Source organism: Acutalibacter caecimuris (assembly GCF_034335085.1).
In the GTDB taxonomy this organism is placed as follows: domain Bacteria; phylum Bacillota; class Clostridia; order Oscillospirales; family Acutalibacteraceae; genus Acutalibacter; species Acutalibacter caecimuris.
In genome coordinates this window covers 28,480-49,510 of sequence record NZ_JAWXXJ010000015.1, presented here as the reverse complement: position 1 = coordinate 49,510, position 21,031 = coordinate 28,480, and the positions used below count along the sequence as shown (strand labels likewise).

General features: G+C 56.7%; 20 protein-coding genes and 2 pseudogenes. All 22 read left to right on the top strand.

Features of this window, described 5'->3' with window-relative positions; all coding sequences use genetic code 11:
• The 22 genes and pseudogenes from U8U01_RS10345 (at position 1) to U8U01_RS10240 (ending at position 20,876) form a co-directional block, all read left to right on the top strand.
• Complete coding sequence (locus U8U01_RS10345; RefSeq protein WP_322173949.1) at positions 1–4,857, top strand: S-layer homology domain-containing protein; 4,857 nt, start codon at positions 1–3, stop codon at positions 4,855–4,857.
• 244 nt (positions 4,858–5,101) lie between these two features.
• Entirely contained in the window at positions 5,102–5,539 is a 438-nt protein-coding gene (locus tag U8U01_RS10340) for a sigma-70 family RNA polymerase sigma factor (protein ID WP_322173947.1), read from the top strand.
• The gene (locus U8U01_RS10335; protein WP_322173945.1) at positions 5,508–5,756 is read left to right on the top strand and encodes a helix-turn-helix domain-containing protein; all 249 of its coding nucleotides are present in this window, start codon (positions 5,508–5,510) and stop codon (positions 5,754–5,756) included. Before U8U01_RS10340 ends, U8U01_RS10335 begins: the two co-directional genes overlap by 32 nt.
• Positions 5,753–6,565, top strand: coding sequence for a DUF3825 domain-containing protein (locus U8U01_RS10330; protein WP_322173943.1), 813 nt, complete (start codon positions 5,753–5,755; stop codon positions 6,563–6,565). The genes U8U01_RS10335 and U8U01_RS10330 overlap by 4 nt, the downstream gene beginning before the upstream one ends.
• Before the next feature lie 65 nt (positions 6,566–6,630).
• A complete protein-coding gene (locus U8U01_RS10325; RefSeq protein ID WP_322173941.1) occupies positions 6,631–6,885 on the top strand; it encodes a hypothetical protein in 255 nt (84 codons plus the stop codon).
• Between the two features lie 278 nt (positions 6,886–7,163).
• The gene (locus U8U01_RS10320; RefSeq protein WP_322173940.1) at positions 7,164–7,562 is read left to right on the top strand and encodes a sigma-70 family RNA polymerase sigma factor; all 399 of its coding nucleotides are present in this window, start codon (positions 7,164–7,166) and stop codon (positions 7,560–7,562) included.
• 67 nt (positions 7,563–7,629) lie between these two features.
• Positions 7,630–7,830 (top strand): hypothetical protein, encoded by a 201-nt coding sequence (locus U8U01_RS10315; RefSeq protein WP_322173938.1) that lies wholly within the window; start codon positions 7,630–7,632, stop codon positions 7,828–7,830.
• A complete protein-coding gene (locus U8U01_RS10310; RefSeq protein WP_322173936.1) occupies positions 7,823–8,167 on the top strand; it encodes an rRNA biogenesis protein rrp5 in 345 nt (114 codons plus the stop codon). Before U8U01_RS10315 ends, U8U01_RS10310 begins: the two co-directional genes overlap by 8 nt.
• On the top strand, positions 8,157–9,299 hold the full coding sequence (locus tag U8U01_RS10305; RefSeq protein WP_322173934.1) for a DUF2800 domain-containing protein: 1,143 nt from the start codon (positions 8,157–8,159) through the stop codon (positions 9,297–9,299). The genes U8U01_RS10310 and U8U01_RS10305 overlap by 11 nt, the downstream gene beginning before the upstream one ends.
• Before the next feature lie 4 nt (positions 9,300–9,303).
• A complete protein-coding gene (locus U8U01_RS10300) occupies positions 9,304–9,852 on the top strand; it encodes a DUF2815 family protein (RefSeq protein ID WP_322173933.1) in 549 nt (182 codons plus the stop codon).
• Positions 9,853–10,150: 298 nt separating this feature from the next.
• Positions 10,151–10,660, top strand: a pseudogene (locus tag U8U01_RS10295) (DNA polymerase); the annotation flags it as partial.
• 9 nt (positions 10,661–10,669) lie between these two features.
• Positions 10,670–11,092, top strand: a complete 423-nt coding sequence (locus U8U01_RS10290) for a DUF7768 domain-containing protein (RefSeq protein WP_322173931.1) — start codon at positions 10,670–10,672, stop codon at positions 11,090–11,092.
• Positions 11,089–13,440 carry a virulence-associated E family protein gene (locus U8U01_RS10285; protein WP_322173929.1) on the top strand — a complete coding sequence of 784 codons (2,352 nt, stop codon included), beginning with the start codon at positions 11,089–11,091 and terminating at the stop codon, positions 13,438–13,440. The genes U8U01_RS10290 and U8U01_RS10285 overlap by 4 nt, the downstream gene beginning before the upstream one ends.
• 252 nt (positions 13,441–13,692) lie before the next feature.
• Positions 13,693–13,977, top strand: a complete 285-nt coding sequence (locus U8U01_RS10280; RefSeq protein ID WP_322173928.1) for a VRR-NUC domain-containing protein — start codon at positions 13,693–13,695, stop codon at positions 13,975–13,977.
• On the top strand, positions 13,955–14,461 hold the full coding sequence (locus U8U01_RS10275; protein ID WP_322173926.1) for an HNH endonuclease signature motif containing protein: 507 nt from the start codon (positions 13,955–13,957) through the stop codon (positions 14,459–14,461). Before U8U01_RS10280 ends, U8U01_RS10275 begins: the two co-directional genes overlap by 23 nt.
• Positions 14,458–15,818 (top strand): annotated as a pseudogene (locus U8U01_RS10270) (SNF2-related protein). The gene U8U01_RS10275 and the pseudogene U8U01_RS10270 overlap by 4 nt, the downstream one beginning before the upstream one ends.
• Before the next feature lie 21 nt (positions 15,819–15,839).
• Positions 15,840–16,283 carry a hypothetical protein gene (locus U8U01_RS10265; protein WP_322173924.1) on the top strand — a complete coding sequence of 148 codons (444 nt, stop codon included), beginning with the start codon at positions 15,840–15,842 and terminating at the stop codon, positions 16,281–16,283.
• The gene (locus U8U01_RS10260; protein WP_322173922.1) at positions 16,280–16,708 is read left to right on the top strand and encodes a DUF1492 domain-containing protein; all 429 of its coding nucleotides are present in this window, start codon (positions 16,280–16,282) and stop codon (positions 16,706–16,708) included. The genes U8U01_RS10265 and U8U01_RS10260 overlap by 4 nt, the downstream gene beginning before the upstream one ends.
• A 151-nt stretch (positions 16,709–16,859) precedes the next feature.
• Positions 16,860–17,219 (top strand): HNH endonuclease, encoded by a 360-nt coding sequence (locus U8U01_RS10255; protein WP_322173920.1) that lies wholly within the window; start codon positions 16,860–16,862, stop codon positions 17,217–17,219.
• A gap of 132 nt (positions 17,220–17,351) precedes the next feature.
• A complete protein-coding gene (locus U8U01_RS10250) occupies positions 17,352–17,933 on the top strand; it encodes a P27 family phage terminase small subunit (RefSeq protein WP_322173919.1) in 582 nt (193 codons plus the stop codon).
• On the top strand, positions 17,930–19,195 hold the full coding sequence (locus U8U01_RS10245; RefSeq protein ID WP_322173917.1) for a site-specific DNA-methyltransferase: 1,266 nt from the start codon (positions 17,930–17,932) through the stop codon (positions 19,193–19,195). Before U8U01_RS10250 ends, U8U01_RS10245 begins: the two co-directional genes overlap by 4 nt.
• Positions 19,155–20,876 carry a DNA cytosine methyltransferase gene (locus tag U8U01_RS10240; RefSeq protein ID WP_322173915.1) on the top strand — a complete coding sequence of 574 codons (1,722 nt, stop codon included), beginning with the start codon at positions 19,155–19,157 and terminating at the stop codon, positions 20,874–20,876. The genes U8U01_RS10245 and U8U01_RS10240 overlap by 41 nt, the downstream gene beginning before the upstream one ends.
• The last annotated feature ends 155 nt before the right edge of the window (positions 20,877–21,031 follow it).

The window sequence follows — 21,031 nt, the reverse complement described above, 5'->3', positions numbered from 1 at the left end:
ATGAAGAAAATATTCACTGCAATTCTGATCCTGGCCCTGACCGTTTTCGGGCTTGCCATAGGCGCCAGCGCGGCGGAGGCACCCACGCGGACCACTTACCTTGACCTGTCCAGCCAAACTACTGATGGCAACACAGAGGGCTGGACATGGACAGTGGAGGGGAGCAAGGGAACGCTGACCCTGAACGATCTGTACCTGCAAGCGCCCTCTCTTGTTAATGGGCAAGTAAAGGATATGGTCGCTTTCCCGAACGGGATAACCGATGTTCGCATTGTCCTACAGGGCAGCAACATAATCCAAAAGACCGATACATGGCAATGCGACATTTTCGCAGCAGCCGGAAAAAAAGTCACGATCAGTGGGGAGGGCTCGTTGGAGTTCCGTTCGGTGGATGAGAACAGTACCCTGGTCAACTGCGATACCCTTACGATGGAGAGCGGCAAAATAACTATAGCGGAAGGTAGCTCGGCAGGCTACCTGTTCCACACCGAAAAGGACCTAACCATTACTGGCGGTAGTATGACGTTCAAATCCGAGTACGGCATACGATCGGAAAAGGGTCCAATCACAATCAGCGGCGGCAATATAAACCTTACCATGACAAATTTGGGCTATGGTATATATGGCGGGCCAACACTGGCAGGGGGTACGGGTGAAGTGGTGTCCCCATCCATCACAATTTCCGGCGGCACAATTGTCACGGATGGCAGCATCTCTGACGCCTGGTTTAAAGGGCTGTCCATAACCGGCGGCAACATACGTGCGGATCACGAGGTGAGGGGCAACCTATTCTACGAAAGTTCGCCTGGGACGGTGGCTTTGCCTGCGAACTTTACTACGGGACAGCTCTCAACTACAAACGCCTATGCTCTGGAAATCCCAGCGGGTAAAACTCTGGAAGTTCCCGCCGGTGTGCGTGTCCGTACAAACCATCTCAAAAATAATGGGACGCTGGATAACCGCGGCCGTGTGAGCGTGAACAACAGCTATGAGGGAGAAGGAAGGATTACCGGCGGCGGGCTGATCGACTTAACCTCCTCCTATTGGCAGGCTGTGAGCAGTCATGCAGAAAACGCTGTGCTGAACCGTAGTGCAACAGGAAGCATCGACGAAACCGGGTATTGTTACGTCTATGGAAATGCCACATGGGACACTAGCTGGGGCTATGCTCCCAAGAGTATGTATGTTCCCAAGGGAGGCAAGCTGACGGTTCCCAGCGGCGCGAACATACAGGTGGCCGGAGCGATCACCATTCATGGCGCGGAGAACCTGACCGGGGGCGGGACGGTTACCAGTTCGGCCAATAAATACTACATTGAGTATAGCGAGGATAGCCTTACGCCCGCTATCGAGATGGACTTGACTTATGACGGGACCAACCTGCGCCAGCAAGTCGAGGAGCAGGCAAAAAAGAAAACTTCAAACACGACTGTGTTGGGCAAGACATTTGCTTTGGGTGGCGATAATCTGGCGATAGGGTATTTGTATGGCAGCAGTGCCTGCCCTGCCGGAGAGGGCGGCAACCGATATATTGAGTATAATTATGATGTGGGGCCATCTCACCGGCTAAGGTACCGGCATTACTTTATCGTGAAGAAACTTACGATAACCAATGAAACCACCCTTGAAAAGACCATAAACCTAAGCACATCTTATACCGGTTCGCCTGTTATTTTTCCGGAAACTTTTTTGAAAGTAACGCACAGCGGAAAAAGCATCATAATCAACGGCAACTTTGACGTAACCTACAGCAACAATATTGAGGTCGGAGACAGCGCCCTCATAACCCTGACCGGCAAAAACAACGTAGAGGGAACGTTGACTCTGAATTATACTATCAGCCCCAAAAGTCTCTCCACGAGAGAGATCACAATCAATCCACCAGAAAAGGTTTACGATGGAACCACAGCAATCCAGGCAAAAGATGTCCTCTCCCTGGCAAATGTGGATATTGCTGACAGGGACAAAGGAGCTGTGGGGATAACCGCTGATGTTGCCTTTGACACCAAGGATGTTGGCGAGGGAAAAACCGTCACAATCAGTAATATCCATTTGACAGGGGAAAAGGCTGGTAATTATAAGTTCCCATCTACCATTACGCTCCCAAGCGGCACCACAGGCAAAATCACCCCGGCCACATTGCGCGCGGACGTCACCGGGACAGATAAGCCCTACGACGGAAATACCTCCGCCCAGGTTGCGGTGGAGTTTGCCGGACTTCAGAACGGCGAAACCCTAGCTGCCAGCGATTATACCGTAACGGCTGCGTTTGACAGTCCCGGCGCTGGGACAGGCAAGACGGTCACTGGCAACGTCGTTTTGAATAATACCAGCGCCGCGAATAACTACACGCTGGCAGACGGTAGTTTCACTACCACGGCCAGCATCACAAAAGCCGATCTGACCCTGACAGCGCCCACAGCCCCGGCCATTGAGTACGGCCAAACGCTGGCGGATGCGCAGCTGTCTGGGGGCAGTGCCGTAAACGACGGGCAGGCAGTTGATGGGGCCTGGTCCTGGGCAAAGCCCCAGACCCGGCCTCTGGCAGGCGGGAGCTATGAGGTGAAGTTCACTCCCAAGGACGCGGCAAACTATGCTGTTGGAGAGGCCCAGGTGGCGGTCAGCGTCAATCCTGCCCAGCCCAAGATAACCATTACCGCCCCCAGCCGCCAGCAGGCGGGCCGCACCGTACCGGTGAGCGTCCGTGTAGAGAATCCTCATGACCCGGATCTTGAAGATGGACTTCCCGTGCCCACAGTCACCTATAAGGTCGGCGAAGGCGAGGAAAAGCAGCTGACTGACGGCGCGTTGCCCATACCAGAGGATGCGGCGGAAGAGACAGTTATCACCATAAAGGCGGCAACAGCGGCGGTGACCGGGAAGTATACACCCTACGAGAGCACCTTTGCCATTACTGTGGTGGACAAAGCGCCGGTTTCCCTCTCCGGCATTGTGCTGGAGGACAAAACCTATGACGGCCAGCCTGCGGCATACGGCGGCACGCCAACTGCTATCGATGAGAGTGGTGTCCCAGTAGATGGGCTGACCTACACCTATCAGTGGAAGGACGACAGCGGCAATAACCTGATGGAGGCCCCAAAGAATGCCGGTAGCTATTCTCTGACAATCAGTGCGGAGAGCGAAACCCATATGGGCGAGAAAACCATCCCCATCATCATCGCCAAGCGACCGCTTACCTGGGACGTTTCGGGGCTTAGCGCTTCAAAGCCCCAGAACAGCCAGGAGGAGGCCACGGTTTACGGCGAGCTCCGCTTGTCCGGCGTGGTAGATGACGAAGTGACGCTAAATGTTTCCGGCGGCCTGGCAACGGAGGGGCTGGCGGGAACAAAGGAGCCTGGCAATTACAATGTTTCCGTGCAGGGTACCTGGACCTTTGACCCGGAAATCCCGGAAAACTATGAGCTTCCCGGCGAGAACGATCTGCCCACGCTGAACGCCCGGGTGACCCCGGTAAAGGATCTGGATGCCCCGCCGGAATCCACGCAGGGAAAACAGCTTAAGTTGGAAATGGAAACAGGTATCTCTACAGTACCGGCGGCATTGCTGGCAAACCCGGAGCTGAACACCCCCGCAAAGCTGGAAACAGCCATGAAACTGGCGGTCACACAGGTAAACAGCGCCATCCCCGCAGAGAATATTGCAGTGTACGACGTATCCCTGCTGGTCAGCACAGACGGCGGGTCCACATGGACTCTCACATCAAAAGACAATTTTCCAGCAGGAGGACTGACCGTTCTCCTGCCCTACCCTGAGGGGACTGGTCAGAATACCCATGACTTTGTTGTGACCCATATGTTTACCACCGATGATTTCGGAAAAACTCCCGGTGAAACGGAAAAGCCCGTTGTTGCTAAGACGGCGGGAGGCATTCGATTTACGGTCACCGGCCTGTCGCCAATCTCGCTGGGGTGGGTGAAGAAATCCAGCGGTTCCAGCGGTGGAGGCGGCCGGTACCCCACGGTCAGCTATTACAGCGTAAAGGTTGACAAATCCGAGCATGGCGCCGTCACCGCCAGCCCAACCAGCATTTATTCCGGCGGCACAGTGACACTGACCGTCAAGCCCGAGGAGGGCTATAAGCTAGACAAGATCATTGTCACGGACAGCCAGAGCAAAACTGTGGAAGTCACCGAGAAGTCCGGCAAATACACCTTCAAAATGCCCAGCCGGAATGTGACGGTAAAAGCTGAATTTGCACCTATTCAGACGGCCACCCCCAGCCCGGAACCTACTGGTTCGCCCAGCCCCTCGCCCAGTAGTTCGCCAACGCCCAGCCCCTCGCCGGACGCATGGAAGAACCCCTTCCCGGACGTGAACAATACCGGCTGGTACATCAGAGCCATTGAATACGTCTATACCAACGGCCTGATGGCTGGGTACTCCAACGGGAAATTTGGGCCAAATGACACTCTCACTCGCGCGCAGTTCGCGCAGATCATTTACAATAAAGAGGGACGTCCACAGGCTGAGGTTGGTAGATTCACGGACGTGACCACCGGCTGGTACGCGGACGCGGTGAATTGGGCGGCGGCAGAGGGCATCGTTGCCGGAGTAGGCGGCGGTAAGTTTGCGCCGGACCGGCCAATCACTCGTCAGGATTTGGCGGTGATGCTCTGGCGCTATGCGGGGAATCCCGAGCCGAGGAAGAGTGAGCTGGATTTCAGCGATGCAGGAAAGGTCAGCGGGTACGCACAGGAAGCTCTCTGCTGGGCCAATGAGAATGGCATCGTCAACGGCAAAGGAAATAGAGTACTTGATCCGAAAGGGAAAGCGACCAGAGCCGAGGCGGCGCAAATGCTGAAAAACTATATAGAAGATCAGGAGAAAAAATCCTGAAAAGCTATCTCCCCTTTTTATGCGCGGCGGCAGGAAAGGGCAAGTGCTAAACGCTATCATTTGAAGGAACAGGGAAACTTTTCCACTCAAAAAGGGTCAATCTGCCCTACGCAGATCGACCCTTTTTTAATTTTTTCAAATTTTTCTCTGAAACCTTTCCGATTTGCCTATGCGAGATGTGTTATAGATAGGTGAGGAGGGGCGAAAGCACAGGCTCACATCTGCTGAAAGGGAGGGATGGGACATGATACCTCCCTCGGACAGAGAAGACATCCTCTGCGCGATGTTCGAATCGTTCTGTATCACAGTGATCCGCAACTTCAGCAGAAATCTGAAAAGAGCTATGAAGAACCGGCAAAAGCATGACGGCGCCGGCAAGGAGCCGGTGGAATATTTTGCAGGCTTACTCTCTACGGAAGACAGGTACGCATCGGAGCAGTTTGTTCTGACGGTGGACGGCCTCCCCTGCGTATTGGAGAATGAGCTTTTATACAATGCGCTGCAATCCCTGTCCGACCAGGAGCGCCAAGTCGTTCTCTATGACTTCTGGTACGACTGTAAGGAGAAGGAAATCTCAGAAAAACTGGAGGTCACGGTGCGCACGGTGTATAATCTTCGGCAGCGTGCGTTCAAGAAAATCCGTACATATTATGAGCTATACGGGCAAGGACGAGACCCATGAACTGACCTATGCCCTTATTAAAGGGGCGGTCCACGGGGACAAGGCCGCACTGGAGATGATCCTCCGCCACTTTGACCCGTACATCAACACCGTTTCTACCGTGAAAAAGGCGCTCCCCTCCGGGGAGACTGTCGAAGAAGTGGACGAGGACATCAAAATTCAAATCCAGACGCACCTTTTAGAAATGATCCAAGAAAAATGGAGGGAACTGATATGATTCTATTGCCCGACCTGTTCTCCTTCGCCTATGTGCCGAACTGGTACATACAGCTGGACGAACTGGCGGCGCTGGCGCTCCCGGAACCCTGGCGGTTTCGGAACCCGGCCTATTCTACCAAAAATCCAGACAACCCAATTTTAGAGCGATACATTCATGCCATTTTCAAAAAACAAGTCATTGACTACAACACAGAAAAGCAGCGGGAGAAAGCGCCGGACTATCTCCATGTGGAGAATGAGTTCGTCTGTTTCCATACCGGTCTCTACACCCGCCGGTATAAGGCTATCTACGGCTGCTTTGACCGAAACAAAAGGAAGGACAGTCTGTTGGACTGGTACTTCCGGGGCTTTGCGGACGAAATGGCCCCCTGCCTGAAATATGTGAATCCGCTCCCGCAAAAGCCCCACTATGATATGGCGCAGTATGGCGTCAACTACACCCCGGAGTGGCCGATACGGGTCAATACAGACCACATCCTGGGCGACCCGGAGAACTTCTCCCGTCTGCCTGAATCCGTCCGAGACGCGAAGAACCTGCCCCTGCTACTGGAAACGGCAGTTGAACTGGCGCGCCGGTGGGCGGTGGTGGAACCGAGCATCGTGGTCCCCCAAGGCTACCAGGGCCGGGTGCAGTATCTCCTGCCGGTCTGTCTGACAGATATGGAAAATCCCGACCTCGCTATGACGCTGACCGTCATGGACGGGTACTACCTGGGTAACACCTGTCTCTCCCTGGAGATGGCATACCTCAACGCACGTCTGCTGGCACGGCCAGCGGCGGCTTGGCTCACAGAGCTGGTCGCGTAAATACACGCGCATAGCGGGTCTATTCCCCTCCCCTGCCGGACAGCGGCAGCCGGAAGGAAGCAGATATGCGGATGCGCAGGAAAAAGGAGGCGCAAAATTATGATTTGAAGGCCCAGCGGAAGGTCCTGCTCTGCCCTGGCTGTGGGCAGAGGCTATTGGATTCCTCGCTGGGCATACGGTCCCGGCTGTTCACCCCGGTCAAGGGCCGGAAACCTGACTACTATGTAAAATGCGGGCACTGCGGTGCGGAGGTCGGGGTAACAAAACTGAATAATTCTGATCCGCTCCGAGCCTGCGGGCGGGGGGCTGACCGGGGATGACCGCCACGGTAATACGGCAATCCCATAAAGGAATGTATATGGGACAGGGAAACGGATGGCTAAACCGGGACAAGGATCAACACACGTTTGTTTGCGCATGATGCACGGAGGGGTGGTTTCATTCCATAGAGTGGCCTAACCTCCATGATACCGCCTGAAAATATGGCGGAGACGACATTGAGCCTGACAAGCGGCACTTTTGTGCTGCTTGTCAGGCTCTTTTCTTGTTTGCGGCAGAGGGAGGTGCCGCTTGCCGGGCTCCGAAAGGAGAACGGCAAATGAAGATTGAGTACAAATTTGTCACCGGCACGGTCGAAGTAGAGGTCCCCGATGCGTGGGGAACCATTTTGGTCGACCTTGACCGGCAGGAGTACAACAACAACCACAAGGAAACCCGCCGCCACTGTTCACTGGAGGCGTACAACTTGGACGATGCCCTGCTCCCCTCGGAGGAGGATGTAGTGCGGGACATCCTCGCCGCCGAGGAGCGGCAGCATTTATACGAAGCCATAGACCAGCTTGACGCGGACCAGTTGGATCTAGTGAAGGCCATCTTTTTTGATGGGGTGAGCCTTACCGAGTACGGTAAGCGCCTGGGTATTTCCCAGCCAGCAGTTTCCAAGCGCAAGGCCGCTGTTCTGAAAATTTTGAAGAAATTTTTCTCCGGGCGGTTATGAATCTGCTCTCCCGTGGCCTACCTGTGAAAGGCACAAACGATACTTGCCTTTCAGAAAGGAAACGGTCATGCGACACAATTTGAAGATCAGCGTGTCCAAGGAACCCCAGAGCGGCGGCATCGTGCAGTGTCGGAACATATCCCTGCGGGAAAAGCTGCTCACCCGGCTGCTGGGCCGGAAGGAAAAGGTGATGATCCTGGTCCCCGGAAACAGCGTGGAGTCGGTGTGTATCACCGAGGTGCGGTCGGGAGGTGCGGCCTGTGAGTAGAATGAAGCTCCTCCTCGATGTGATCGAGGATATGCGCTCCTTGGCGGACAGCCTCCAGGCCGTAGCCAATGCCCTGGGCCAGAGCGACCCGGAGGAGCCCCTCGCTCCTGCCTCGGCCACGGAAGCGCCCCCTGCCCCGGCTCCCGCCGCTCCGCCGCCCAAGGCCATCACGCGGGAGGAGGTCCGGGCGGTGCTGGCGGAGCGCAGCCACGATGGATACACCGACCAGGTGCGGGGATTGCTCCAGAAATATGGAGCCGAGAAACTCAGCGGCGTGGATCCCAAGCACTACGTCGCGCTATTGAAGGATGCGGAGGTGCTGGGCCATGCCACCTAACAACCATGCCATTCTCTCGGCATCGTCCAGCCACCGCTGGATGCACTGCACTCCCTCCGCCCGTCTGGAGCGGGAGTTCACCGACAGGGAAACCGAGGCTGCTGCGGAAGGCACCGCCGCTCACGCCCTCTGCGAACACAAGCTCCGCCGCGCTCTGAAGATGCGCTCCCGTAAGCCGGTGTCCAAGTACGACTGCGACGAGATGGACGCATACGCAGACGGCTATGTGGAGTTCGTGCTGGAGCAGCTCACCCAAGCCAAGCTGGAGTGCGCCGACCCGCTGGTCCTCATCGAGCAGCGGCTGGACTTCTCCCGCTGGGTCCCGGAGGGCTTCGGCACCGGGGACTGCCTCATCGTGGCGGACAAGCTGCTCCACATCATCGACTTCAAGTACGGGCAGGGCGTTCTGGTGGATGCCGAGGAGAATCCCCAGATGATGCTGTATGCCCTGGGTGCGCTCCGGCTGTTCGACTCCCTCTACGACATCACCGAGGTGAGCATGAGCATCTACCAGCCCCGCCGGGAGAATGTGTCCACCTGGACGATCTCGGTGGATGAGCTGAACGCCTGGGCGGAGAACACACTCAAGCCCAAAGCGGAGCTGGCCCACAAGGGCGAGGGGGAATACCTCCCCGGCCCCTGGTGCCAGTTCTGCAAGGCGGCGGTGAAGTGCCGCGCCCGCGCCGAGGAAAAGCTCCAGCTTGCCCGGTTCGAGTTTGCCCCGCCGCCGCTCCTCTCGGATGAGGAGATCGAGGATATCCTCACCAAGCTGGATGACCTCACCAAGTGGGCCAGCGAGATTCAAGCCTATGCCCAGGACGCCGCCATCAACCACGGGAAGGTTTGGCAGGGCTTCAAGCTGGTGGCCAGCCGCACCAACCGCAAGTACACAGACGAGGAGGCCGTGGTCAAGGCCGCAAACGAGGCCGGATACCACGACATCTTCAAGAAATCCCTCATCCCGATTACCGAGATGGAGAAGCTCATGGGCAAGAAGAACTTCACCGCCATCCTCGGCGCTCTGGTGGAGAAACCCCAGGGCCGACCCACCCTCGTTCCTGTTACCGACAAACGTCCCGCCCTGACCAACACTGGCGCGGGCGATGACTTCACTGAATTTAAGGAGGACTAATTCTATGCCTACTCAAAAATCCAATACCAAGGTGGTCACCGGCATCGTCCGGCTGTCCTATGAACACGTCTGGGAGCCTGCCTCCATCAACGGCAGCAACCCCAAGTACAGTGTGTCCCTCATCATCCCCAAGAGCGACACCAAGACCATCGCCGCCATCAACGCCGCCGTGGATGCCGCCATCAAGGAGGGTGTGGCGAAGTTCGGCGGGAAGGTGCCGCCCAAGGGCGCTCTGAAGCTGCCCCTCCGGGACGGCGATGCCGAGCGGGATGACGATGCGTACAAGGGGGCCTACTTCGTCAACGCCAACAGCACCACCGCGCCCCAGATCGTGGACCGGGCTGTCCAGCCCATCCTGGACCGGGCCGAGGTCTACTCCGGCTGCTACGCCCGCGTGTCCATCAATTTCTATGCCTTCAACACCAACGGCAATAAGGGCATCGCCTGCGGCCTTGGCAACATCCAGAAGGTCCGGGACGGTGAGCCGCTCAGTGGCCGCACCTCCGCCGCTGATGATTTTGCCACTGACCTGGACGATGACTTCCTGTCCTAAAACCACTCGCGTCGGGTGGCGGGGCTTCGGCTCCGCTGCCCCTTGGCGCAGGAAGGAAGCAGTATGAAACATTTGTCCATCGACATTGAGTCGTTTTCCTCTGCTCCGCTCAACAAATGCGGTGTGTATAAGTATGCGTCCTCGCCGGACTTTGAAATCCTGCTGTTCGGTTACTCGGCGGACGGCGGGCCTGTCCAAGTGGTGGATTTCACCGCTGGGGAGCAGCTCCCCGCCGAGGTGCTGTCGGCCCTCACCGACTCCGCCGTGACCAAGTGGGCTTTCAACGCCCAATTCGAGCGTGGATGCTTGGCGCACCTCCAACCCCCGCATCGTCCAATTTTGGTGGGATGTAGACCGGGAGGTCAAGCAGTGCGTGAAGGAACGGTGCGCCACAGAAACACACGGCCTCCGCTTTGCCTACCAGAGCGGATTTCTGTTCATCACCCTCCCCTCCGGCAGACGGCTGGCCTATGTGAAGCCGAAGATCGGTGAAAACCACTTCGGCGGCGAGTCCGTCACCTATGAGGGTGTGGGCGGCACGAAGAAATGGGAGCGGCTGGAAACATTTGGTGGCAAGCTGGTGGAAAATCTTACACAAGCCACCGCCAGAGATATCCTCATGTACGCCATTCAGACGCTGCGGTGCTGCTCCATCGTGGCCCATGTCCATGACGAACTTATCATCGAGTGCGACCGCAGGGTTTCTCTCTCCGCAGTGTGTGAGCAGATGGGCCGGACGCCGCCTTGGGCGAAGGGCCTGCTGCTCCGGGCGGACGGCTATGAGTGCGATTTTTACAAGAAAGACTGAGGTTTTACTATGAGTGTAAATAAACGCAATTCCGAGGGTTACTTTGATCCCACCGCATACGAAGCCCTCACCAAGATTGAGCGGGAGGCCAAGGCTCACGCTTACCGGCCCATGGTGTACATCTGCTCTCCGCTTTCTGGGAATATCACTGCCAATCAAAGAAACGCCTGCCGCTACTGCCGGTTTGCTGTGGACAGCGGATGTATCCCTCTGGCCCCGCACCTCTACTTCCCGCAGTTCATGAATGACGGAATCATGTCCGAGAGGGACCTCGCCCTGTTTATGGACCTTGTGCTACTCTCCAAATGCGACCAGCTGTGGGTGTTCGGCGATCGGGTATCTAAGGGCATGAGCATTGAAATTGAAAAAGCCAGACGCAAAGGCCAGCCCATCCGCTGGTTTGATGCCAACTGCAAGGAGGTCAAGACATGAAGATCGCTGTCGGCAACAGCCGCATGGATAAGAAATGGAAAAACCGGGACATCTCCTGGGAAGATTTCTGCCAGAAGGTCAGCGTTACCCAGCGCACCACCGAAACCGTGGAGGAGTACCGTAAAATGAGAAAAGGCTCCCAGGACTCCATCAAGGATGTGGGTGGCTTTGTTGGTGGGACGCTCCGGGAGGGACGGCGCAAGAACGGTATGGTCTTGTGCCGTTCCATGCTTACCTTGGACATGGACTATGGCAAGCCGGGAATCTGGGAGGAGATCGCCCTGCTCCATGATTTCAAGTGCTGCATCTACTCTACACATAAGCATACTCTGGAAAACCCGAGGCTCCGGCTTATAATCCCCCTTTCCCGCGACATCACCGAGGAGGAATACCCCGCCGTGGCCCGCATGGTGGCAAAACAGATCGGCATTGACCTGTTTGACGACACCACCTATGAAGCCTGCCGCTTGATGTACTGGCCTTCCACCTCGGTCAACGGCGATTTCTTCTTCGACTCCAAGGACGGCCCAGAGCTTGACCCGGACGCCTATCTCGCGCAGTACGCCGATTGGAGGGACGCCTCCACCTGGCCTGTATCCTCCCGCCAGTCTGAGGCGATCCGGCACACCATCGCCCAGCAGGCAGACCCGCTGACCAAGCCGGGAGCGGTGGGCGCGTTCTGCCGCGCCTACTCCATTGAGGACGCAATTGAAACCTTCCTCGGCGATGTGTATGCCCCCTCTGCCATGAACGGACGCTTTGACTATATCCCGGCAGATTCCTCCGCTGGCGTGGTGGTCTATGACGGGAAGTTCTCCTACAGCCACCACGCCACCGACCCTGTGTGCGGCAGGCTGCTGAACGCCTTTGATCTGGTGCGGCTCCACCGATACCGCGATATGGACGAGAACTGTCCTCCGAACACACCTGTGGGCAAGCTGCCCTCCTTCAAGGCTATGACCGACCTTGCCCTAAAGGACGAACGGGTAAAAGCTGTTTTTGCCGAGGAGCGCGCCGCCCAAGCTGCCGCCGAGTTCAATGATGAGAACTGGCAGGCGCGGCTGGAGCTGGACAAGGCGGGCAATATCAAAAACACCCTGCGCAATCTCACCATCATTCTGGAGAACGACCCCAACCTCAAGCCGCTGGTGTTCAACCAGCTCTTGGACGGTATGGAAATCAAGGGCGATGTGCCGTGGAAACACCCCTCCAAGTTCTGGCGGGATGCCGATGATGCCCAACTTATCAGCTATGTGGACACCCACTACGGCACTTTCTCCGCCCGGAACTATGACATTGCCGTGACCAAGGTATCGGATGACCGCTCCTACCATCCCATCCGGGCTTTTATTGAACAGTTGCCGGAATGGGACGGTGTGGAGCGGGTGGATACCCTGCTCATCGACTACCTTGCCGCCGAGGACACGCCCTATGTCCGGGCGGTCACCCGGAAAACCCTCTGTGCCGCCATCAAGCGTGTGCTGGCCCCCGGCAGCAAGTTCGACTCCATGCTGGTGCTGAACGGCCCCCAGGGTGTGGGCAAAAGCACCCTCATCGCAAAGCTGGCCGGGGAGTGGTTCTCCGACAGCCTCAATCTGAGCGACACCAAGGACAAGACCGCCGCCGAGAAGTTGCAGGGCTATTGGATTCTGGAAATCGGCGAACTGGCCGGTCTGCGGAAAGCCGAGGTGGAGACACTGCGCTCCTTCCTCTCCCGGCAGAACGACATCTACCGCGCCGCCTTCGGAAAGCGGGCCACGCCCCATCTGCGCCAGTGCGTGTTCTTCGGCACCACCAACGCTGAGTCCGGCTACCTCCGGGATACCACGGGCAATCGCCGCTTCTGGCCGGTTAAGACCCCCGGCGGCGGTAGAAAGCACTCCTGGGAACTGACCGAGGAGGATATCCGCCAGATTTGGGCGGAGGTGCTGGTGTATGTGGAGCGGGGCGAGAAGCTCTATCTGGATGCCAGCATGGAAACTCTCGCCAAGGCGGAACAGCGGGAGGCAATGGAGTCTGACGAGCGGGAGGGCCTGGTACGGCTGTATCTGGATACCCTTCTGCCGGAGGACTGGAGCGGCATGGACATTTTCGAGCGCCGCAATTTTCTCCACGGCAGCGACTTCGGCCCCGCCCAGCGCCAGGGGACGGTCAAACGCACTTCTGTCTCCAGCATGGAGATTTGGTGTGAGTGCTTTGGCAAGGATCGCTCCAACCTGCACCGCTCCGACAGCAACGAGATCACCGGCATACTCAAGCGGGTCGGCTGGCAGCGGGCAGAGAGTAAAGTGCGCATCCCCCTCTACGGGCCACAGTACATTTTTGTTCCCAAGGGGTGTTCCGAGTAAAAAGGTCCTTTTGTACTGAACACAGGAACAAGTTCCCAGGGGGAAGTCCCGCCGTTGGAACACCTACGGGAACATCTCATGGGAACGGGCGCGCCCCCATTAGTTGCAAGGTTTGTCGGCTGGCTTGTTCCTGTGTTCCTAACTTTTCTTATATATTTAAATGTATAAGAAAAGAAGATACCAATTCCGCATAACCCGCATATACGCGCGTATAGGGATTTTTCCGTTCTTGGAACGCAGGAGGTGAATTCTATGCGTGAAAAAACTGTGGAGGTCAAGCTGGTCGCGGCTGTCAAAGCGATGGGTGGCCTCTCCCCAAAATTCATCAGCCCCGGATATGACGGGATGCCCGACCGCCTGGTGTTACTTCCTAACGGGATACTGGCCTTTGTGGAACTGAAAGCACCAGGCAAAAAACTCCGGCCCTTGCAGGTTCGGAGGAAGGCGCAGTTGGAAGGACTTGGCTTTTCGGTGTACTGCATCGACAGGCCGGAGCAGATCGGAGGTGTCCTCAATGAAATTGCAAATTCGATGTGACTGGTGCGGTAAGCCCTTTGAAAAAGAACGCTGCAGGATCACACCTCACAATTTCTGCTGTCGAAAATGTCTGGCTGATTTCAGCAGCAAGAAGAAAAATCCTGGCGGTTACGCCACCTTGAAAGACTACACCAATGTCGGCGCCACATTCAGTAGGCTTAATCCTGTGTTGAATAAAAACAGGATGACTCCAGCAGTCCGGGAAAAGCTCCGAGAAGCCAGAATGAATTCTGGCGAGGGTAAAACCTATACCAAATTTTATGGGCGGCATGAACACAGAGTTGTTGCTGAACAGCTTTTGGGCAGGCCGTTACGTCCGGGTGAAGTTGTTCATCACATTGATGGTGATAAGCGAAACAATAGACCGGAAAATCTGCGTGTATTTGCTTCACAGGCAGAACACGCAAAATTCCACGTCGAGTTCAACTGGTTCATAAATGAATTACGGAAAATGGGCGCTATAGAGGGAGGTGATGCCGAATGAAGTTCATACCACACGAGTACCAAAGCCATGTGACCAATTTTATCCTGGAGCATCCGGTCGCGGCGGTTCTGCTGGATATGGGCCTCGGTTGAGCAAGAGCGTCATCACCCTCACCGCCCTGTTCGACCTGTGCCTGGACAGTTTTCTGGTGCGGAAAGTGCTGGTCATCGCCCCACTTCGGGTCGCCAGAGACACCTGGCCCACCGAGATCAAAAAGTGGGACCACCTCCGGGGCCTGTCCTGGTCGCTGGCGGTGGGGAGCGAGATCGAGCGAAAGGCGGCGCTGCACCAGCGGGCATTTGTGTACATCATCAACCGGGAGAACGTCCAGTGGCTCATCGAGGACAGCGGCCTTCCCTTCGACTACGACATGGTGGTGGTCGATGAGCTGTCCTCCTTCAAATCCTACCAGGCAAAACGGTTCCGCTCCCTGCTGAAAGTCCGCCCCGGCGTCAAGCGGATCGTGGGGTTGACTGGCACACCCTCCAGCAATGGCCTGATGGACCTCTGGGCGGAGTTCCGCCTTCTGGACATGGGCAAACGGCTGGGTCGGTACATCACCCACTACCGCGCTCGGTACTTCCAGCCGGATAAGCGGAACGGCCAGGTGGTGTTCTCCTACAAGCCGCTCCCCGGAGCGGAGGAGGCCATCTACCAGAAGATTTCCGACATCACGATCTCCATGAGAGCCGCCGACCACCTCCAGATGCCGGAGTGCATTATGAACGAGGTGCGGGTGGTTCTCTCCGAGCGGGAGCGGCAGACCTACGACACCATGCGCTCTGAGCTGGTGGTTTCCTTGGGCGGCGAGGAAGTGGATGCCGGGAACGCGGCGGCTCTGGGAAACAAGCTGTCCCAGATGGCGAACGGGGCCGTCTACGGTGAGGACAAGCGTGTGTTCCCCATCCACGACCGCAAGCTGGACGCGCTGGAGGACCTCATCGAAGCGGCGAACAGAAAGCCGGTGCTGGTGGCCTACTGGTTCCAGCACGACCGGGAGCGGATCGCCGCCCGGCTCCGAAAGCTCCACATCCCGTTCTCCCCGCTGGACACTTCGGAGAGCATCGCCCGGTGGAATCGTGGGGAGCTGCCGGTGGCCCTCATCCACCCCGCCTCTGCCGGACATGGGCTGAACCTCCAAGCCGGAGGCTCCACCCTGGTCTGGTTCGGGCTGACCTGGTCGCTGGAGCTGTACCAGCAAGCCAACGCCCGACTGTGGCGGCAGGGCCAGACGAACACGGTGGTCATCCACCACATCATCGCCAACCACACCATTGACGAGCGGATCATGTCCGCTTTGAGCAAGAAAGAGAAAACACAGTCCGCATTGATTGATGCGGTGAAGGCGAATTTGTAAAAAACATTTTGGAGGTACAATATGGACGCATATGACAATTTGAAAAACGCAATCGTGCAGCAGGCTGTGGAGGATTACGCGGCAGCTTTTATGGGGAATAAAGTCGGCGGGAAAGGGCCAAGCGCTGTGATGTGGGAATGTGAGAAATTTTTCCATTCCGACTGGTATGCGGCTCTGACAAACGGGGCTATCAATGGGGAGTGGCTGGCACGGAATGTGAAAATCCGTGAGCTGGAGAAAGCGGCAAAAACCTATGAAACCATACTGGGTGCCCATAGCAGTACCGCATTCCGCGTGTCCGCCCACTTCCCGAAGGAGCAGGGTAAAGAAAAGCCGAAATCCGTAACGTACATTTTCCCGCCCAGGTTTGCTGTGGGTATTATGGATGCTTTGAGAATCCAGCTTGAGACTATCATGGCGGAAATCAGGGAGCTAAAAGCTGCAAGCGAGGAGGCGAGTACATGACAGCGAAAGAGTATTTGTCCCAGGCAAGACGGCTGGATGAGGCTATCAACTGCCGGCTCCGGGAACTGGAATATTGGCGGGGGTTATCCTGCCGTTTGTCTGGCTGCGGTTTTGATGAGCACCACAATCCCAATCCTCCCACAGAGGCTCCGTTCACAATGTGCCTTGAGAAGATTGATGAGATAGAGCGGGATGTCAACGCCAAAGTTGATACACTGGTGGATTTGCGGAGGGCGGTTAACAGGGTCATTGATGCGATGGATAACAGTGATGAACAGATTCTCCTCCGCTGCCGGTATCTGGACGGATTTTCTTGGGAGGATATCTGCCGGATCATGAACGTGTCCATCCGCACGGTGCACCGCATCCACGGCGCGGCGCTGGACAATTTCGCTATCCCGGACGAAAAAATCCTACCGCCTTAAAAGTTGGCACACTTTGGCACACCATTTGCATTGTGTCACAGGGTTGACATGTGATATGATACAATCAGCAGAATAGGATAAAGACAGAGCCATTCATGGGAGCAGTCCCGTGGGTGGCTTTTATTATACCCGCTTGGGAGGTGGAATGTCAATGCCCAAGAGGCCAAAGCGGCCCTGCTCCTACCCCGGCTGTCCCAGGTTATGTGAGGGTCGGTTCTGCGAGGAGCATTCCAAGCTGGAGGCCAAGCGCTATAACCTCTGGGACCGCGACCCGGAAACAGCCAAGCGTTATAACACCGAGTGGAGAAGAATCCGTAAGCGGTATGTTTCGGCCCATCCTCTGTGTGAGGAATGTTTGCGGGCTGGGAGATACACGCCCACTCAGGTGGTCCACCATATTTTACCCCTACGAGAGGGCGGCACAAATACGGAAAGTAACCTCATGGCTCTTTGCCACTCTTGTCACGGAAGAATCCACGCTGAGAGAGGCGACCGCTGGCACACGTGCTGACCCCAGGGGGAGTCTGAATCTCTACCGCATTTAGGAAATGCAGCGGGCGGGGGCTTTCGTGCAGAAAAATTGCGGTTCAAACAGGGGATTAACCCTTGACTATAAAATTTACTGAAACGGGGAGGTGTTGTCATGGCGAAAGACGGTACAAACCGGGGCGGCAAGCGCGTCCGCGCGGGTGGCAAACCTACCCCTGCCGCTGAAAAAATCCAGAACGGCCAGCCTGTCAAAATCATGAGCAACGACATCCCCCAGTTGGAGCCCGCGGAGTTGGAGGCTGTGGATCTGCCCGATGGTGCGGTTTTGGAGGGCGCTGATATGCCCCGGCCCGCCGAGTACCTTTCCGCAAGGCAGAAAAATGGGGTGCCCCTCGGGGCTGACGAAATTTATAAGGAGACCTGGCTGTGGCTGAAGCGGCGCAGCTGTGAGAATTTGGTCAATAAGCGGTTGATCGAATCCTACGCGCAGGCGTTTGCACGGTACATTCAGTGCGAGGACGCCATAAGCAATTATGGATTGCTTGGCAAGCACCCCACCACGGGCGGCGTTATGGTTTCACCCTTCGTGCAGATGTCCCAGCAGTTTCAGAAGACAGCGAACATGATGTGGTATGAGATTTACGATATTGTCAAGCAGAATTGCACCGAGGAGTTCACGGATAACCCGAACGACACGATGGAACAGCTTCTGCGGAAAAGGAGGGGCGGCACTTGAAAACGACAAATGAAATGCAGCTCGTTCCCATTGGTAAGCTAGTGCCTTATGTGAATAACGCCCGGACGCATTCCCCGGAGCAGATCAACAAACTGCGCTCCTCCCTCCGGGAGTTCGGCTTTATCAATCCCGTCATAATCGACCGTGACTTTGGTGTCATCGCCGGTCACGGTCGTATTCTTGCCGCCAAGGAGGAGGGCATAGCGGAAGTCCCCTGTGTCTTTGCCGACCATTTGACAGATGCTCAGAAGAAAGCGTACATTATCGCAGACAACCGCATGGCGATGGACGCCGGATGGGACGAGGCGCTGCTACGTGTGGAAATTGAAGCCCTGCAGGCGGATGACTTCGACCTGGCGCTTACTGGCTTTGATGAGAAGGAGTTGGCTGCCCTGTTCGGTGATGGCACCGATGTGCAGGAGGACAATTTTGATGTGAATGCCGAGCTGAAACAGCCGGTCATCACCAAGGCCGGAGATGTGTGGACGCTGGGGCGGCATCGGCTGGTCTGCGGCGACAGCACCAAGGCTGAAACTTTCGCCCTGCTCATGGGCGACCGCAAGGCCAATCTGGTCATCACGGACCCGCCCTACAATGTGAACTACGAGGGCAGCGCCGGGAAGATCAAGAACGATAATATGGCGGATGATGCCTTCTACCAGTTCCTCTTGGCAGCGTTCCAGAACACCGAGACGGTGATGGCGGATGACGCCAGTATTTATGTGTTCCATGCCGACACCGAAGGGCTGAACTTCCGCCGCGCCTTTGCGGATGCCGGGTTCCGGCTCTCCGGGACGTGTATCTGGAAAAAGCAGTCCCTAGTGCTGGGCCGCTCTCCCTACCAGTGGCAGCACGAGCCGATCCTGTTTGGCTGGAAGAAAAAGGGCAGGCACCAGTGGTACACCGGGCGGAAGGAGTCCACCATCTGGGAGTTTGACAAGCCCAAGAAGAACGGCGACCACCCCACCATGAAGCCGATCCCGCTGCTGACCTACCCCATTATGAACTCCAGCATGAGCAACACCCTGGTGCTGGACCCCTTCGGCGGCTCCGGCTCCACGCTGATCGCCTGTGAGCAGACCGACCGCTCCTGCTGCACCATTGAGCTGGACGAGAAGTTCTGTGATGTGATCGTCAAGAGGTACATCGAGCAGGTCGGCTCCGCCGATGGTGTTTCCGTCCAGCGGGATGGGCTGACCTATCAGTATTCGGAGGTCTGCGATGGAACAGAAAAACACACTGACCCTCGGCAGCCTGTTTGACGGCTCCGGGGGATTCCCTTTGGGCGGGCTGCTGGCTGGCGTCACCCCGGTCTGGGCCTCGGAGATTGAGCCATTTCCTATCCGGGTGACCACCAGGCGGTTCCCCAACATGAAACACTACGGCGACATCTCCCGGATGGATGGCGGGAAGATCGAGCCGGTGGACATCATCACCTTCGGCTCCCCGTGTACCGATATGAGCATCGCCGGGAAAAGGGCTGGGCTGGATGGCGCTCAGTCCTCACTGTTTTATCAGGCCATCCGCATCATCAAGGAAATGAGGTGTGCCACCAATGGAAGATACCCGCGATGGATATGCTGGGAGAATGTTGTCGGGGCTTTCAGCTCGAACCGGGGCCTCGACTTCAAAGCGGTCCTCGAAGCGGTCATCGGCATCATCGAGCCGGGGGCCGAGGTGCCTATGCCTGAGAAAGACCGCTGGCCCTACGCCGACATTTACATGGGAGAGCAATGGAGCGTTGCGTACCGCACTTTTGACGCTCAATACTGGGGAGTCCCCCAGCGCCGCCGTAGAATCTACCTTGTCGGCGATCTTGCAGGGCAGCGTGCCGGACAAGTACTATTTGAGTCCGAAGGCTTGTCTAGGTATTCTGCGGAGGGCTTCCGCTCGTGGCAAAGAGCTGCCAGAGATACTGCGGCTGGCCTTGGAGCGGCAGGCGGTATCTGTCTGAACGACCAAGGTGGGAGCTATATGGATGTTTCGGTCGGTGTGTCCGGAACGCTACGTGCCCAGATGGACGGACATCCTCCTTGCGTGATGGCTGCCGGGTTCTGCAAAGAGCCCTCAGCCCAAAGCCGGGGCATTGGCTATGAAGAGGAACGCGCTCCCACCCTCCGGGCTGGCGTTGTTCCTGCGGCTGTCTATGAGAATCATAGTCAGGATACGAGATACACCGGGCCTCTGGACACGTCCCCTACGGTCAGCTCCACCTACGGAACAGGCGGCAACAACCAGCCCTTCGTGGTGGAGGCCAACACGCCAAAGACGCTGAAAATCCGTTCCGGCTGTGAAGGCGGCGGCAAGGGGCCTCTGGTTCAAGAGGATATGTCCGCTACCCTCTCCTGCAATAACGACCAGACGTTGTTTGTACCAAAGTGCTATGGCATTTGCTCCAAGTCCAGTTTCGCCATGCTCTCGGATAATCCACACGCTGGATTTTATGAGGCCAACACCTCCCGGACGCTGGATCAGGGCGGCGGCAACCCTTCCTGCAACCAGGGCGGCACCACCGTGGTGGAGGGGCCGACCTATGCGGTGACCACGGGCAGTTATACCCAGGTCAGCGAGGAACAGGCCCCTACCCTGATGGCACGGGATTTCAAAGACCCCGCCGCAGTCAACCGGGGCTACAGCGTGAGGAGGCTTACCCCCACAGAATGCGCCAGGTTACAGGGCTTCCCGGATTTTTGGTGTGTCAATTTAGAAACGCCGGAGCCTACCGAGGAGGACATAGCTTTCTGGACGGAGGTCTGGGAGACCCACCGCCGGGTGATGGGTAGCTCCGCCAAGGCTAAGAGCCGGAACCAGATTGTCAAATGGCTGCAGCATCCCCACTCCGATGCCGCCGAATATAAAATGTGGGGGAATGGAGTCGCATTGCCCAATGTGTTCTTTGTACTGGCCGGTATTGCATGGGCCGCTGGGCTTGACGCTGAATAAATCATAGCAGAACCAAGGGGAAAAAGCAATTCATATGTGGAAATCTTCCTGATAATGTACCGCGATTTGCCGTAAACATCGTGCAGTTTACAGCCGGAAAATGTCTTGCTATTTAGGCCCGGTTATGGGAATATGTGACTACCAAAAAACAAGGA

Coding starts and splice junctions, on each gene's coding strand:
- U8U01_RS10330 (WP_322173943.1), top strand. CDS start 5,753: ATGATTCTATTGCCCGACCTGTTCTCCTTCGCCTATGTGCCGAACTGG.
- U8U01_RS10285 (WP_322173929.1), top strand. CDS start 11,089: ATGAAGATCGCTGTCGGCAACAGCCGCATGGATAAGAAATGGAAAAAC.
- U8U01_RS10335 (WP_322173945.1), top strand. CDS start 5,508: ATGAGCTATACGGGCAAGGACGAGACCCATGAACTGACCTATGCCCTT.
- U8U01_RS10315 (WP_322173938.1), top strand. CDS start 7,630: ATGCGACACAATTTGAAGATCAGCGTGTCCAAGGAACCCCAGAGCGGC.
- U8U01_RS10340 (WP_322173947.1), top strand. CDS start 5,102: ATGATACCTCCCTCGGACAGAGAAGACATCCTCTGCGCGATGTTCGAA.
- U8U01_RS10345 (WP_322173949.1), top strand. CDS start 1: ATGAAGAAAATATTCACTGCAATTCTGATCCTGGCCCTGACCGTTTTC.
- U8U01_RS10280 (WP_322173928.1), top strand. CDS start 13,693: ATGCGTGAAAAAACTGTGGAGGTCAAGCTGGTCGCGGCTGTCAAAGCG.
- U8U01_RS10275 (WP_322173926.1), top strand. CDS start 13,955: ATGAAATTGCAAATTCGATGTGACTGGTGCGGTAAGCCCTTTGAAAAA.
- U8U01_RS10320 (WP_322173940.1), top strand. CDS start 7,164: ATGAAGATTGAGTACAAATTTGTCACCGGCACGGTCGAAGTAGAGGTC.
- U8U01_RS10255 (WP_322173920.1), top strand. CDS start 16,860: ATGCCCAAGAGGCCAAAGCGGCCCTGCTCCTACCCCGGCTGTCCCAGG.
- U8U01_RS10305 (WP_322173934.1), top strand. CDS start 8,157: ATGCCACCTAACAACCATGCCATTCTCTCGGCATCGTCCAGCCACCGC.
- U8U01_RS10240 (WP_322173915.1), top strand. CDS start 19,155: ATGGAACAGAAAAACACACTGACCCTCGGCAGCCTGTTTGACGGCTCC.
- U8U01_RS10265 (WP_322173924.1), top strand. CDS start 15,840: ATGGACGCATATGACAATTTGAAAAACGCAATCGTGCAGCAGGCTGTG.
- U8U01_RS10290 (WP_322173931.1), top strand. CDS start 10,670: ATGAGTGTAAATAAACGCAATTCCGAGGGTTACTTTGATCCCACCGCA.
- U8U01_RS10250 (WP_322173919.1), top strand. CDS start 17,352: ATGGCGAAAGACGGTACAAACCGGGGCGGCAAGCGCGTCCGCGCGGGT.
- U8U01_RS10325 (WP_322173941.1), top strand. CDS start 6,631: ATGCGGATGCGCAGGAAAAAGGAGGCGCAAAATTATGATTTGAAGGCC.
- U8U01_RS10300 (WP_322173933.1), top strand. CDS start 9,304: ATGCCTACTCAAAAATCCAATACCAAGGTGGTCACCGGCATCGTCCGG.
- U8U01_RS10260 (WP_322173922.1), top strand. CDS start 16,280: ATGACAGCGAAAGAGTATTTGTCCCAGGCAAGACGGCTGGATGAGGCT.